Origin of the sequence: Actinokineospora auranticolor, from assembly GCF_002934265.1 — a bacterium.
Taxonomy (GTDB): Bacteria; Actinomycetota; Actinomycetes; order Mycobacteriales; family Pseudonocardiaceae; genus Actinokineospora; species Actinokineospora auranticolor.
Genome location: NZ_PTIX01000001.1, coordinates 431,298 through 444,550 on the forward strand (window position 1 = coordinate 431,298; position 13,253 = coordinate 444,550).

Sequence of the window (13,253 nt, forward strand, 5' to 3'; positions counted from 1 at the left end):
ATGGTGGCGAAGGAGAGGTTGCCCGCAGCGGTGCGCGAGGCCGTCTGCCGTGAACTGTACCGGCAGGTGGTCGAGTTAGACTGGGAGTCTTTGAAGGACTCGCAGCGGACCGCACAGTACTCCCGCTGGGTGGATGACGCGGCGATCGGTGGTGAGTTGGCCGACTACCTCACCGCCGAGGGGATGCGCGTGTGGTTGAAGGACGGCCCGATGAAGGAGTACATGCGCGCGCTCGAAGGGGTTGGGCAGTACGCGCAATACGCGACGAAGCGGTTCGTCGACATCGGTGAGACCATCCGTGAGGCGTTGGGCCCACGGTGGCGCACCGTGCCCGGGACTCTGGCCGAGAAACCAATGCACGTTGACATCACTGACGGTGACGCCGAGCGGTATGTGTGTTGGGGGCAGCCGCACACGTTCCGTGACCTGCTCTGGGCGGCGGTCGGCAAAGCGATCGACGCCCGGGTGCCGCCCTTGATCCTTGTCGTACTGCGCGGTGGCAAGACCTTGACTTCCGGTGAAGAGGTCTTCCAGGACAAGGTCGCCCAACACTGTGGGCTTGATCTGATTAGGGTCACGCGCCACTTGGTAGACCGGGTCTGAGAGTCGCGAGCATCCGTTTGAGAGCCACGCGAACGACATCGTTCCTGGACCGGTGAGATGATCCCGCCATCACCGGATGAAGGGGAGTGGCTGATGTACGACGAGCGAATCGGGGAGTTCCTCGAGCGGTTGGCCGATCGGGTGCCCGCGCCCGGGGGTGGGGCTGCCGCGGCGTTGCAGGTGGGGTTGGGGGCGGCTTTGGTGGGGATGGTGGGGCGGTACTCGTTGGGGGAGAAGTACGCCGCGCACCGGGATGTGGTGGAGCGGGTGGTGGGGGAGTCCGATCGGCTGCGCGTGGCGGCGTTGCGGTTGGCGGAGGAGGACGCGGTCGCGTTCGGGGCGGTGGCGGCGGCGTACGGGTTGCCGAGGGACGGTGCGGAGGCGAAGGCGGCGCGGTCGGCGGCCATCGCGGAGGCGTTGGTGGGGGCTGGACGGCCTCCTGTGGCTGTGGTGGGGGTGGCGCGGGAGGTTGTGGGGCTCGCGGAGGAGCTGCTGCCCATCGGGAATCGCAACGTGATCACGGATGTGGCGGCGGCGGTGGAGGCCGCTCGGGGCGCTGCCGCGTGCGGGCGGGTGAACGTGGAGATCAATCTCGGGGGGATCAAGGACGAGGCCGCCCGGGCGGAGTTGGTGGCGGGGTGCGCCGATGTGGACGAGATCCTCGCCCGCTGCGACCGGGTGACCGCGGCGGTGCGCGAGCTGATCGCGTGGTGAGTGGAATCATCGGCTGAGCCTGCGGTGGAGTTCCGCGGCGTTGCGGACTATGTGGCGGCAGGGCGCCGCGACTTTGTGTTGTGGGCTGTGTGTTGTGGGCGTTCGCGGGTGGAAAGGGTGTTCTGGTGAGTGCGCTGGTGTTGTCCGGAAAGGAACTGGCTTCGGCGATTCGGGCCGATGTCGCCGAGCGGGCGAGTGCGTTGGCCGCGGCCGGGGTACCGCCGCGGCTGGTTGTTGTCGTGGCGACCGCGGACGAGGCCAGTGCCTGGTATGTGCGGTCCATCGCCAAGGCGGCGGGGAAGGTCGGGATTGTGTGCGATGTCGTCGACCTGGGGCCGGACGCGACCGCTGAGGTGATTCGGGGGCGGTTGGGGGAGTTGTCGGCAGATCCGGCCGTGCACGGGGTGATTCTTCAGACGCCGTTGCCTGAAGGGTGTTCGGTGGAGGAGTTGGCGGGGGATATCGCGTTCGAGAAGGACGTGGATGGGGCGAATCCGTTGTCGCTGGGGCGGTTGGCGGCCGGACTGCCCGCGTTCGCGCCCGCCACGGCCGAGGCCGTGGTGCGGTTGCTGGAGCACCACGAGGTCGAGCTCGCCGGGCGGCACGTGGCGGTGGTGGGACGGTCGACCGTGGTCGGGAAGCCCGCCGCGCACCTGCTGCTGGACCGGAACGCGACCGTCACCGTCTGCCACTCGCGCACGCGGGACCTGGCCGCCGTCACCTCGACCGCCGACGTCGTGGTGGCCGCGGTGGGCCGGGCCGGGCTGATCACGGCCGCGCACGTGGCCGCGGGCGCGGTCGTCGTGGATGTCGGCACCAACCCGACGGCCGACGGCGGCCTGGTCGGCGACGTCGACGTCGCCTCGGTCGACCACAAGGCGGGCGCGGTCACACCCGTACCGGGCGGGGTCGGTCCGGTGACCACCGCCCTGCTGCTCCAGCACACCGTCCAGGCGGCGTCACACTAGGTCGGACCTGATGTCCCGCAGGAGTTCCCGGCGGCACTCGTCCAGGTAGAAGTGTCCGCCCGGGAACACCCGCAGCCGGAAGTCCGCCGAGGTCTGCACCCGCCACTCGCGGATCTCGTCCACGGGGGTGTAGGAATCCTCGCGGCCCGCGAAAGCCGTGATGGGGAACGACATCGGCGGTGTCGGGCAGTGCCGGTACCGCTCCACCATGGCCAGGTCCGCGCGCAGCGGCCGCAGCAGCGGGCCCAGCAGCCGCCGGTCCTCGGGCACCGCGTCCGCGATGGAGTCGAAGGCGCGGCGGGCGGCGGCGAGCAGTTCCTCATCGGACAGACCGCGTGCCCGGAGCCGGTGCGGGGACGGCAGGTGCGGGGCCGGTCCGGCCGAGACGAACAACCGCCGCGGTGGCCGACCGCGCGCGGCGAGGCGGCGGGCGACCTCGAAGCCGACGAGCGCGCCCATGCTGTGGCCGAAGATCGCGAAAGGCCGGTCGGCCAACGGGAACAGCGCCTCCGCCGCCTCGTCGGCCAGCTCGGCCACCTCGGTGGCGGCGGGTTCGCCGAAGCGCGATTCCCGCCCCGGCAACCGGACCGCCAGCGGGTCCAGCCCCTCCTCCTGCCACCGGTGGTACATCACGCTTCCCTTGCCCGCGCCGGGAAAGCACAGCAGCAGTATCCCCCTGGCGGGCGCCCGGCCCACCCACGGCGTCCCCGGGACGCACACCCGCCAGTCCAGGTCGCCCAGGGTGTCCGCCCTATGCACGGCGAACCCCGGCCGCGGGCGGGAAACCCGAGCACTGACAACCGCGTGCACGCGGCACGAAACCCATGGCGGCGAACACCTTCGACCCCCAGACAATCCCCGTGATCCCCCGGCGACAGGTGCTCGAACCCCCTCGCACCCGTGCCCCGCTTTCCGAAGTTACCACAGCCCGCAAGGCTCGCCGGGGCGTTCGCGCGCCGCCACCGGTATGGCGGCGATTATTCGGAGAGCGCCGAACGGCGCGGGCGAATCGACCGGACCTCGACCGGTACGCCGCCTTTCGGCCACATCGTGGCCACGCCGACGGGCTGGATCGGTGGCCCCGACAGCGCCAGGTCGGTGCCGCGGGCCAGCTCGGCGATCAGCGCGCGCAGCTCCAGCTCGGCGAAGGTGAACCCGATGCAGTGCCGGTAGCCGCCCCCGAAGGGCACCCAGCTGTACGGCTCCGGCTCGCGGTACCCCGGCGCGGACTTGTCCCAGCGCAGCGGGTCGAAGGCCAGGGGGGCGTCCCACAGCGACGGCAGGCGGTGCGTGACGTACTGGGAGTAGAGGACCTTAGTCCCGGCGCGCACCACGTGCCCGCCGAACTCGAAGTCCGCCACCGCCGTGCGGCCGGTCAGCACGCCCGGGGTGTAGAGCCGCAGGATCTCCTGGATGGTCCAGCCGACGTACTCCATCGACTCCAGGTGCGCGTGCGTCAGCTCCTCGTCGCCCGCCACCTCGGCGACCTCCGCGCGCACCCGCGCGTACACGTCCGGCCTGCTCAGCAGCGCGTACACCGCCCAGCCCGCCGCGGCGCTGCTGGAGTCGTAGCCGGAGGCGATCAGGCTGATCACCTGGTCGCGGATCTCCAGGTCGCTGAGCCGGTCGCCCGCGTGCGTGCACGACCCCAGCAGCGCGTCGAGCACGTCCGCCCGCTCGCCCGGCTCGGCCCGCCGCTGCTCGACCTCGGCGCGCACCAGGTCGTCCACCCGCCGCCGGGCCGCCACCGCCCGCCGGTACGCGGTGCCCGGCAGGTCGCGGTCGAACCGCAGGAACGGCGACCGGTTGATGTACTTGAGCGCGGTCTCCAGCTCGCGTCCGATGTGGTCGGTGTGCTCCTGGAGCCGGTCGCCGAACAGCGACCGGATCGCGATGCGCCGGATGCACGACCGGATCGCGGTGAACGCGTCGACGGTCTGCCCCGGCGGCCACGCGGCGAACATGCGGTGGATCTCCTCCACCATGATCGGCACGTACCGCTGCAACCGGCGGTAGGCGAACGCGGGCTGCACGAGCGAGCGCCGCCTGCGATGGTCCGTCCCGTCGCTCACCACCATCGCGCAGCTCCCGACGACCGGAATGAGCAGGCTGAGCACGTCCCGGGACAGGAACCGCGGGTTCTTCGGCGAGTCGTCGAGCAGCAGCTTGTTCGCCTCGGCGCCGAACATCATCACGTAGTGGTTGGACCCGAAACCGAAGTCGCACACCGGTCCGTACTCCTGGTGCAGCCGCAGCAGCGCGTCGTACGGGTCGCCCAGCAGCCCCTTGAAGTACTTGAGGTGGCCCAGTGGTGTCGGGCCGGGCAGGCCGCGCATCACCGGCTCCCGCGGTGCGGCAGCCGCGGCAGGCCCAGGTCGTCGTAGAGCGCGCGGACCAGGGCGTAGCGGCGGGCGAAGGTCTTGACGTCGTTGAGCCGCCCGTTCCAGTACACCGCCACTACGAGGTCGAACAGCGGGTCCACGAGCAGCGTCGAGGTGTTGCCGCCCGCGTGTCCGTAGGTGCGGAAGGAGCAACGGCGACCGAAGACGGACGGCAGCGTCATAATGCCAAGCCCATAAGGGAAATCCGTGTCGCAAATGGACTTCCGGGGCGTTCCGGGCCAGTGCGTCGACGTCAGCGCCTCCACGGTCGCCGACCCCGCCACCGCCGTGTCCCCGTGCTTTCCGCCCGCCAGCAGGACATCCCCGACCACGCGCAGGTCGCTCATCGTGCCCCACACGCCCGCGCCCGGCAGCGGCAACGCGCTGACCAGGTTCATCGTCTGGAGCCCGGCCTCTTGGTCCGCCGCCGCGCGCACGGTGACCCGCTGCTCCGCGGGCAGCGACCAGTCCGCGCCGAGCGTCGCCGTCTTCAGCCCCAGTCGGTCGAACATCGAACGGTAGCTGTCGCCCGAAGCGCTACCACCGACGGCCGCGAGCAGCCTGTCGAGCACGAACCAGTTGGTGATGGCGTTGTAGCTCATCGACGTGCCCGGCAACGTCCGCGTCTCGGCGCTGCGGATCACCGACCACAGCAGGTCTTCGACGTCCTCCCACGAGTTGATCTGCGCACCCGAGGGGTCGACGCTGGTCAGCGGCTCCGGCAGGCCGGTGGTGTGGGTGAGGAGGTCCCGCACCCGCACGGCTTCCTTGCCCCCGCCGACGAACTCCGGCAGCACCTCGTGGACCCGCGTGTCCAGTCCGATCGCCCCGGACTCCCACGCCGCCGCCAGCGCCAGCGCGCCGATCGGCTTGGACGAGCAGGTCCACGGCACCCGGGTGTCGGTGGTCAGCTCCCCACCCGCGCCGTTGTCGCCGACGGCGAGGTCGACGACCTGCCCCGCGTGGCTCACCGACAGCTGCACGCCCGTCTGCACGCCGCGGCCGATCTCCTCCTCGAACAGCCGCCGGACGGTGTCCAGGTCGAGTCCCGCGCGCACGGTCATGGCCGCGTCCCCACTCCGGTGGAAGAGCTTCTCGTAGGCGCCGCGCAAGGAGACCGTGTCCCAGCCGTCCGTCAGGTCGGCCTCGGCCCGCGCCGACGGGTGCTCGGCCATCTCGTCGAGCCAGGCCAGCACGGCGTACTCGCCCGCGGGCAGCGCGCCGAGCGCCGTGTCCGCAGGCGCGCCGCCGGCGACCGGCGCGGCGAACTCCTCGTAGGACGGCGCCGCGCTCACGACGGCGACACCATCGACCGCACGGCCGACTCCAGCGCGCCGAAGGTCGCGAACGTCTCCCGCACCAGCAGCTCCTCCGGGAACTGGGTGCCGAACGTCTCCTCGATGTCCACCACCACCTCGATCGCGGTCATCGAGTCGAGGCCGAGGTCGGCCAGGGTGACCGCGGTCCAGTCACCGTCCGGCGGCAGCCTGCGCAGGTGCCGGGTGAGCACGTCGGCGAGCGCGTCGGACGTGGTGCTGGGCAAGGGTGAACCGGTCATGGTGCTACCTCCCGCGGCGCCCCGCGTCCCCGGCGAGCACGCGGAACCCGATGTAGGGCACGGCGGACAGCTCGTCGGCGGTGAACGCGGTGGTGTTCTCGAAACTCTCGGGGTTGCGCACGGTGTAGGCGCCACCCTTGATCACGCGCGACCCGACCGCGGTCGCGTCCCGGTCGGCGCACCACTCGAAGACGTTGCCGGTCAGGTCGCGCACGCCGTACGCGTTCGGTGGCGTGGCGCCGACGGGACGCGGCCCGGTCGCCGACGGCGGGGCGTAGACCTGCCGGTCGAACACGTCGCCGAGCGCCCAGCGCGACCCGAGCGACCCGCCCGCCGCGTACCGCCACTCGGCGGCCGTCGGCAGCCCGCACGGCCTGCCGACCTGCGGGGAAAGCCAAGCGCAGTAGGCGAGGGCACCGTGCCAGGTGACACCGGTGGCCGGGAGCGCGCCCAGGTCCTCGTCGAGCACGACCCCACCTCCCACCGCGCGCAGGCCGGTTCCGGGTTCGGCCGGGAACCCGTGCAGCCGCGGATCGGGTGCGTCGCGCAAACCCGAATCCACGAGATAAAGCCAGTACTGGAATACCGTCGTCGGCACCACGGCGAGACCGAAACCGGGGGAGTCCGCCCCTTCGGGCAGCGTTCCGGGTGGGATCTCCGCGAATTCGGGTAGTTCGCGCCGGGTGTCGGGTATCGCGCTCACCGGGGCATCGCCACCCGGAAGCCGTAGACCTCGCACTTGGTGTCCTCGAAGGCCGCGAGCCTGCTCGACGGTCCCAGCTCGGCGGCCGGGTCGATGAACGAACCACCGCGCACCACGCGGAAAGCGCCGCGCTGCGCGCCGCGCGGGTTGCGCTGCGGCGCGGACCGGTACGGGCCGTACCGGTCGTGGCACCACTCGCGCAGGTTGCCCAGCATCTCGTGCAAGCCGGCGCCATCGGCGGGCAGGCTGCCCACCGGCACCGGGCCCGGGCTGCCCGGCGGGAAAGCACCCGTGCCGAGCTCACCCGCGCGCAGCGCCCGGCAGGCCGGGCTCGCGTCCGCGCTGTTGCAGGCGGCGGGATCGGGGGCGCCCGCGCGGCAGGCGGCCTCCCACTCGGCCTCGGTGGGCAGGCGGTAGCCGTCGAGGTCGAGGTCGGCCGTGCGGGCGGTGACGTCGTAGACCGCTTCGCGGCCCTCGGTGCGCGACAACCAGTTGCAGTACGCGGCGGCGGCCCAGAAGCTGATCTGGATCATCGGGAAGTCGGCGCACCCGGGCCGCAACGCGAAGCCGTCCGCGCGGTGCACGACGAAGGCCGGATCGATGCAGTCGACCATCGTGTGGTCCACGTCCTGCGGGGCCTCCCGCAGGAAGGCGTGGAAATCCCCGGCGCTGACGCAGCGGTCGGCCAACGCGAACGCGTCCAGGGTGACCTCGTGCGCGGGACCGGCCGAGGGATCGGATGACCCCACCGTGAGCGTGCGCTCGCCGAAGGGCACCAATGCGAACTTCCGGTGTTCGGCCACTCGATTCCACCCCGCGCGCGTTCGTCCACCCCCGAGAATGCTTCTGACCACCTTGCCCGACCGTCGGCCCTTGAGGCAAGGTTCTCGTTGTCCGCTTGATGAGGAGCGTCCTGCCGTGACCGACTGGGATTCGCTGAGCTTCATCGTCCCGCCGCACACCCGGGGTTTCGGCGTCGGTGGCCCGCTGCCGGTCAAGTCCTATCTGGACAGACTGGTGGACTACGCGCGCGCGGCCGAGGACATCGGTGTGACCGGCGCGTTCGTCTACGACTTCCCGGTCGCCATGGACCCGTGGCTGGCCACAGTCGACGTCCTGGCCTGTTCGACCGCGCTGGAACCGATCGTCGCGGTGCGACCGCACCAGGAGGCGCCGGAGTCGGTGGCGCGGCGGGTGGCGGACCTGGCGTACCGGTTCGGTCGGCCGACGCACGTGAACGTGGTCGCGGGGGCGACCCGGTCGTCCCGGGCGTCGGGGGACCAAGGGGACGAGAAGGCGGCCAAAGTGGCGGCCCGCGCGCGGCTGGCGGAGTTCGCGGGTCTGCTGCGGGCGGACCTCGACCGACGTGAAGGGGATTCGCGGGCGCTGGTGGTGACGCCGTCGTCGTCGACACCGGGCGTCGTCCCGGCGGACGCCGTGCTGATGATGGCGCGTCCGCGCGAGACGCTGGCGGCGGACATCGCGCGGGTGCGGTCGGAGCAGGGGGTCGAGCGGGTCTTCCTGTTGGTCGGCCTGGTCGTACGGCCCACGGACGAGGCGGCGTGGACGGTGGCGGCCGAGTCGTACCGGCCGGACCGGCGGCAGGTGGTGGCGGGGCAGCTGTTCGTGTCCCAGGTCGTCTCGAGCGAACACACCGCCAGCTACGCGCTGGTGGAGCGGGGCGAGGTCCACGACGAACGGCTGTGGTACGGCGCGCCCGCGCGCGGGATCGACGCGCCGAAGCTGGTCGGCGCACCCGAACCGGTGCGCCGGTGGCTGCGGTCGTGCGCGGACCTGGGGGTCACGGACGTGATCGTCGACCTGGCCCCGGACCCCGCCGAGTACGCCCACTTCGGCGACGTGCTGTGACCGGCCCGCACCGAAGCCGATCTTGAACGTGGTGCGCTCGCGGGGTTTTCCCCCAGGTGCGGGACTTGTCCACAGGCACGGCTCGACCGCTTCCAGCCGCCCGCTGCGCCGAATAGAATCGGAAATAGGGGTTCCCCTATGGCGGGGGACCCCTCGCTGGCGTTGCGGCGGGGGAGCGACGACGGGGAAGCGGCTGGCGGCTCGCTTAAAGCGGGCGGGTGCGGACGGCCAGGGTGTGGCGCGTGAAGTCGAGGGCCTTGTCGAGGGTGGGAAGGTCCGGGCCGGTGAAGAGGACGAAGATCCGGCGCTGCATGGAGGAGACGGCTGGGGGGACTGTGTCGCCGATGTCGACCAGGACGCCCGCGCGGTCGACGGTCGGGTGTGCGCGGACCTCGTCCAAACCCTCGATGGCGGTGACAACCCCGGGGTCGGTCAAGGGGAAGTAGCCCGCCGCCGGGGTCGGGGTGCGGGGCTGGGCCTCGAGTACCGGCATGCCCAGGGAAAGGCGGACGACCAGCTCGAACCAGTCGCGGTCGTGGCTCAGGCAGATCAGGTCCATCAGGAAGTCGCCCGGCGTGCGCACGGCGACCTCCATCAGGGTTGGGCCGTCCGCCGCGACTCGGTATTCCAGGTGGACTATCCCCGTCCGCATCCCCAGACCCGTGAGCACCCGCGCGGCCAAGTCCTCGACGGCCGCCGATTCGGCGGGGTCGAGCAGCACGCCCGTGCGGTGGCCCGTCTCGATGAACCGCGGCGGGCCCGTGGTCTCCTTGGCGGTCACGTTGGCGCACAGCACTTCCCCGTCGCGCACCAGCGCTTCCCAGCTGTACTCCGGTCCCTCGACCATCGACTCGACCAGCAGCGGCGACTCGCCCGCCCGCCGGGCCGCGGCGTCGGCGAACGCGTCCGCGTCGGCCACCGACTCCACGCCGTCGCTGCCGGTTCGGGAGACCGCCTTGACCACGACCGGGTACCGGGACGCCGCCCAGTCGGCCGCGTCCGCCAACCGGCCGGTGATCAGGTGCTCGGGTTGCCGCACCCCGGCGACGGCGAACCGGCCGCGCTGCAACGCCTTGTCGCGGGAGATCGCCGACGCGCGCAGGGACGGCCCGGGCAGGCCCAGTTCGTCCGCCACCAAGGCGGCGGCCAGCACGTGCTGCTCGGCGAACGCCAGCACCCCGTCGGGCCGCCTGCGGGCCGCGGCGTCGAAGGCCGCCGCGGCCCAGGCCTCGTCCGTGTCGCCCGCGGCGATCGTCAGGTGCTCGACCTCACCCGTCAGCGCCGCCGCCCGGTCCGCCGTCTCGATCGCGTGCACCGCCACGCCCAGCCGCCGCGCGGCCGCCAGGTACGGCCTCCCCATCACGCCCACGCCCACCAGCAGCAGTTCCGGCACCGGGTTCTCCTCCGAGGTCCTTGGGACGGGCGCGCTCCAGCACCACCACGAGCGCGCCCGCGCCCGCCAGCACGGCGGCCAGCGCGCCCCAGCCCGCGGCGCCCGCGGGCAGCACGGCCGTGGTGATCACCCACGGACCGGCGATCATCGCGCCGGTCTGGCCCAGGTTGTAGATCGACAGGAAGTAGCCGCGACGGTCCTCCGGGGACAGCGCGTAGGACAGCCCCCACGCCCCGACGGCCTGGTAGACCTCGCCGACCGTGAGGGCCGCCGTCGCGGCGAGCACCAGTCCGGCGGTCACCCAGGCGGACGTGGAACCCGTGGCGGCGACCAGGAGGCAGCACGCGGCCAACGCGGCTCCCGCGCGCGCCTGCCGCACCGCCGCCGGACGCGCGCCGTCGACACCCCGGCTGAACCGCATCTGCAGGCCCACGGCCAAAACCGTGTTCAGCACCACGATAGCGCCGATGAGCGCCCCCGGGGCCTTCGTGTAGTCCGCCACCCAAAGGGGCAACGCGACAGTCAGGAGAACCGCGTGCAGGTAAAGCAAACCGTTGAGGCAGGCCAAGAACAGGTACCGGGCGTTCGGCCGCACCTTGACCTCGAGGGCCGACTCGGTCCTGGTCGGGACCGGCACGTGCGTGCGCACGCGCAGCAGCAGGACACCGGAGACGAGGAACGACGCGGCGTCGAGGAACACGAGCGTTGTGTACACACCCGCGCCGCCCGCCGCGATGGCCCACGCCGCCGCGGCGGCGCCCGCGGTGAACCCGACGTTGCGCACCAGCATCAGCGCCGACATCGACCGCACCCGCGACTCGGCCTCCACCAACGACCCCACGAACGACTGCACCACCGGCGGCGCCGCCCACTCGCCCGTGCCGCCGAGGATCGCGACGATCAGGAACAGGGTGAGGTTGTCCGCGAACGGGTACGCCGCGAAGCACGCGCCGCGCCACCACTGCAACCCCACCAGCGCGCGGTGCGCGCCGATCCGGTCGGCGAGCCGCCCGACCAGCACCGAGCAGGCGAACCCGGCGATCCCGGCCAGGGACAGGCCGAGGCCGACCTGGTCGGCGGTGAGCCCGAGCGAGCGGGTGAAGAACAGCGCGGACCCGGTGAGGAACAGGCCGGTGCCCAGCGAGTCGACGAACGAGACGCCGAGCAGCATCCGCATCGGGCGCCCCGGCGGCAGCCACGACGTCGCCGCGCGCGCCAAGCGCCCCCCGCTCCGTGCCATGCGGCTGATCCTCCCCGTGTCCGGCCGAACATACCGCTGCGCGTTGCTGAGCGTTCGCCCCCTGGTCAACCCGGCTGTGTGCACCAATGGGCACTTCCTGGACACAGGGGTTGACGTGCGACGTCACCGAGCACGAGCCTGCTCACGGTGTGTGTGGTCGGGGTCACTATTTCACGGACAAGCCCGGGAGTGCGACGAGCATGAGTGACTACATCTACGCGATCGAGTTCAACCTGGGAGCGCGGGGCGACGCCGCCGAGGAGATCCTGGCGGACGCGGCCCGCACGTGGCCGAAGGTCTGGGGCGAGATCCCCGGTGTGACGAGCACGGTGCTGTTGTCGAGCGCGCTGGCGCTCGGCGGTGAGTTCGACTACCAGCTGCGGGTCGGCCTCGAGTCGCTGGCGACCCTGGCCCGCGTCGACGAGGCGATCAAGTCCGGCGCGAACGGGTGGCGCAAGGCGAGCGCGTCGTGGTTCCGGCACCGCACGGCGGCCCGCGCGCACGTGAGCCAGTACGTGGACGGGGACCGGGGCTACAGCCAGGCGGGTGAGGGGCGCGCGGGCGCCATCCACATCGCCTTCCAGGCCGCGGACAGCGGGAAGGCGCTCGACACGGCGTCGCTGGAGTCGGTCTCGGGCGTGGTGTCGACGCAGGGGCTGCGGCCGGTCCTCGGCGGGGCGGGCGCGGAGCAGCGCTGGGTCCGCCTGGAGAGCCTGGAGAGCCTCGACCGGGTGAGCGAACTGCTCGGCGCGGGCACCGCCGCGGTGTTCGGTGAACTCCGCGAGGTCGACGGCGCGTTGTTCGCGGGCGCGTGACCTCGGACCGCTACGACGTCGTCGAGCGCGTTGACGTGCTCGACGACGTCTCCGGCCTGGCCGACCGGCGGGTGGCCGTGATCGGCTGCGGCGCCTTGGGATCGGCGGTGGCCGCACACCTGGTCCGCGTCGGCGTGGGCGCGGTGCGGGTGGTCGACCGGGATGTGGTCGAGGTGCGCAACCTGGCGCACCAGGTGCTGTACACGCAGCGGGACGCCGATGAGGCCCGGCTGAAGGCGGAAGCCGCGGCGGAACACCTCCGCGCGGTGAACCCCGGGTGCTCGGTGGAGGCGGTGGTCGCCGACTGCGCCTCCGGCAACGCCCGGCGGTTGGTGGCCGACTGCGACCTGATCGTCGACGGCGTCGACAACATGGAGACCAAGCTCCTGCTCAACGACGTGGCGGTGGCCACGGGGACGCCGCTGCTGTACGCGGGGTGCGCGGGGACCGAGGGGTCGGTGATGGCGGTCGTACCGGGCCGGACCCACTGCCTGCGGTGCGTGTGGCCGGATCCGCCCGCGTCGGCCGACCGCCGCACCTGCCAGACCCGGGGTGTGCTGCCGGGGACGGTCGCGGCCATCGCGGCGTTGCAGGCCACCGAGTCCCTGAAGGTTCTTCTGGACCTGGACGCCCTCTGCGGCTTGGTGCGCCTGGACATCTGGCAGGCCGTGACCCGACGTGTTCCCCTGCCTGCCTACCGCCCGGACGAGTGTCCCGCTTGTGGGGCTCGCGACTTTGTCTACCTACGCGGCGAAACCGCCACGACGGCCCGAGCCCTGTGCGGCGACGACACGGTACTGCTGGTGACACCGCAACCGGCCGACCTGAACAGGATCCAGGAGCGCCATCGCGACAACGCCACGCTCCAGGCAGGCCCGGAGTCGATCCGCCTCACCCTCGACGGCTGCCGGATCCTGGTCTTCGCCAGCGGCCGCACCCTCATCCACGGCTCCGGCGGCGTCAACCGAGCCCGAGCACTGCACGCCCGTCACCTGCAGGGGTGAGTTGC

General features: G+C 72.1%; 14 protein-coding genes. 6 read left to right on the top strand and 8 right to left on the bottom strand.

Annotation, left to right across the window (positions count from 1 at the left end; genetic code table 11):
* The first annotated feature begins 3 nt into the window (after positions 1-3).
* The 3 genes from CLV40_RS01810 to CLV40_RS01820 all read left to right on the top strand — a co-directional run bounded on the left by CLV40_RS01810 (position 4) and on the right by CLV40_RS01820 (position 2,285).
* Positions 4-603 (top strand): hypothetical protein, encoded by a 600-nt coding sequence (locus CLV40_RS01810; RefSeq protein ID WP_245930954.1) that lies wholly within the window; start codon positions 4-6, stop codon positions 601-603.
* A gap of 93 nt (positions 604-696) precedes the next feature.
* The gene (locus tag CLV40_RS01815; RefSeq protein WP_104476198.1) at positions 697-1,317 is read left to right on the top strand and encodes a cyclodeaminase/cyclohydrolase family protein; all 621 of its coding nucleotides are present in this window, start codon (positions 697-699) and stop codon (positions 1,315-1,317) included.
* Between the two features lie 125 nt (positions 1,318-1,442).
* Positions 1,443-2,285 carry a bifunctional 5,10-methylenetetrahydrofolate dehydrogenase/5,10-methenyltetrahydrofolate cyclohydrolase gene (locus tag CLV40_RS01820; RefSeq protein WP_181043268.1) on the top strand — a complete coding sequence of 281 codons (843 nt, stop codon included), beginning with the start codon at positions 1,443-1,445 and terminating at the stop codon, positions 2,283-2,285.
* On the opposite strand, the gene CLV40_RS01825 is transcribed toward CLV40_RS01820, so the two are convergent.
* The 6 genes from CLV40_RS01825 to CLV40_RS01850 form a co-directional block, all read right to left on the bottom strand.
* Positions 2,277-3,044, bottom strand: coding sequence for a thioesterase II family protein (locus tag CLV40_RS01825; protein ID WP_146107890.1), 768 nt, complete (start codon positions 3,042-3,044; stop codon positions 2,277-2,279). The genes CLV40_RS01820 and CLV40_RS01825 overlap by 9 nt on opposite strands.
* A 218-nt stretch (positions 3,045-3,262) precedes the next feature.
* Positions 3,263-4,621, bottom strand: a complete 1,359-nt coding sequence (locus CLV40_RS01830; RefSeq protein ID WP_104476201.1) for a cytochrome P450 — start codon at positions 4,619-4,621, stop codon at positions 3,263-3,265.
* Positions 4,621-5,961, bottom strand: coding sequence for a serine hydrolase domain-containing protein (locus tag CLV40_RS01835; RefSeq protein ID WP_104476203.1), 1,341 nt, complete (start codon positions 5,959-5,961; stop codon positions 4,621-4,623). Before CLV40_RS01835 ends, CLV40_RS01830 begins: the two co-directional genes overlap by 1 nt.
* Positions 5,958-6,224, bottom strand: coding sequence for a phosphopantetheine-binding protein (locus CLV40_RS01840; RefSeq protein WP_104476205.1), 267 nt, complete (start codon positions 6,222-6,224; stop codon positions 5,958-5,960). The genes CLV40_RS01835 and CLV40_RS01840 overlap by 4 nt, the downstream gene beginning before the upstream one ends.
* A gap of 4 nt (positions 6,225-6,228) precedes the next feature.
* Positions 6,229-6,927 (bottom strand): formylglycine-generating enzyme family protein, encoded by a 699-nt coding sequence (locus tag CLV40_RS01845; RefSeq protein WP_181043269.1) that lies wholly within the window; start codon positions 6,925-6,927, stop codon positions 6,229-6,231.
* Complete coding sequence (locus tag CLV40_RS01850; protein ID WP_181043270.1) at positions 6,924-7,730, bottom strand: formylglycine-generating enzyme family protein; 807 nt, start codon at positions 7,728-7,730, stop codon at positions 6,924-6,926. Before CLV40_RS01850 ends, CLV40_RS01845 begins: the two co-directional genes overlap by 4 nt.
* Positions 7,731-7,845: 115 nt before the next feature.
* Here CLV40_RS01850 and CLV40_RS01855 point away from each other — a divergent pair, with 115 nt between their 5' ends.
* Entirely contained in the window at positions 7,846-8,796 is a 951-nt protein-coding gene (locus tag CLV40_RS01855; RefSeq protein ID WP_104476211.1) for an LLM class oxidoreductase, read from the top strand.
* Between the two features lie 205 nt (positions 8,797-9,001).
* On the opposite strand, the gene CLV40_RS01860 is transcribed toward CLV40_RS01855, so the two are convergent.
* Together CLV40_RS01860 and CLV40_RS39260 are read right to left on the bottom strand one after the other, a co-directional pair.
* Positions 9,002-10,180, bottom strand: coding sequence for an ATP-grasp domain-containing protein (locus CLV40_RS01860; RefSeq protein WP_245931012.1), 1,179 nt, complete (start codon positions 10,178-10,180; stop codon positions 9,002-9,004).
* Positions 10,065-11,429, bottom strand: coding sequence for an MFS transporter (locus CLV40_RS39260; RefSeq protein ID WP_104476212.1), 1,365 nt, complete (start codon positions 11,427-11,429; stop codon positions 10,065-10,067). Before CLV40_RS39260 ends, CLV40_RS01860 begins: the two co-directional genes overlap by 116 nt.
* A 200-nt stretch (positions 11,430-11,629) precedes the next feature.
* Here CLV40_RS39260 and CLV40_RS01870 point away from each other — a divergent pair, with 200 nt between their 5' ends.
* Together CLV40_RS01870 and CLV40_RS01875 are read left to right on the top strand one after the other, a co-directional pair.
* Positions 11,630-12,244, top strand: a complete 615-nt coding sequence (locus CLV40_RS01870) for a hypothetical protein (protein WP_104476214.1) — start codon at positions 11,630-11,632, stop codon at positions 12,242-12,244.
* On the top strand, positions 12,241-13,248 hold the full coding sequence (locus tag CLV40_RS01875) for a ThiF family adenylyltransferase (RefSeq protein WP_104476216.1): 1,008 nt from the start codon (positions 12,241-12,243) through the stop codon (positions 13,246-13,248). Before CLV40_RS01870 ends, CLV40_RS01875 begins: the two co-directional genes overlap by 4 nt.
* Positions 13,249-13,253: the final 5 nt, after the last annotated feature.